This window comes from Serratia sp. MMO-28, from assembly GCF_037199905.1.
Classification (GTDB): Bacteria; Pseudomonadota; Gammaproteobacteria; order Enterobacterales; family Enterobacteriaceae; genus Chania; species Chania oryzae.
Genome location: NZ_JBBCVB010000154.1, coordinates 1 through 219, shown reverse-complemented (window position 1 = coordinate 219; position 219 = coordinate 1). Strand labels below are relative to the sequence as shown.

At 62.6% G+C, this 219-nt stretch carries 1 protein-coding gene; it reads left to right on the top strand.

Going from position 1 to position 219, the window contains the following annotated elements; all coding sequences use genetic code 11:
- Window positions 1-219: hypothetical protein (locus tag WG891_RS26955; protein ID WP_337265145.1), on the top strand; the 219-nt coding region annotated here is incomplete at both ends.

The following is a 219-nucleotide window of genomic DNA, read 5'->3' as shown; positions in this document are numbered from 1 at the left end:
ATAACACCACCTTCTCGTTGGCCGATACCAATGCCAGCGCTCTGGCGTTGGCGGGGCTGACCTTGGGGAATGGCAGCGTGACCACGGTGGGGGTCGCCGGCACGCCGGGCAACGCAACGTTGCAGAGCTTGACGCTGAATGGCGGTAAGCTGAACTTTACCGGCGGGGCACCGTTCTCCAGCGCCGAGAGCACCATTACTACCCAAACCTTGGGCGCTA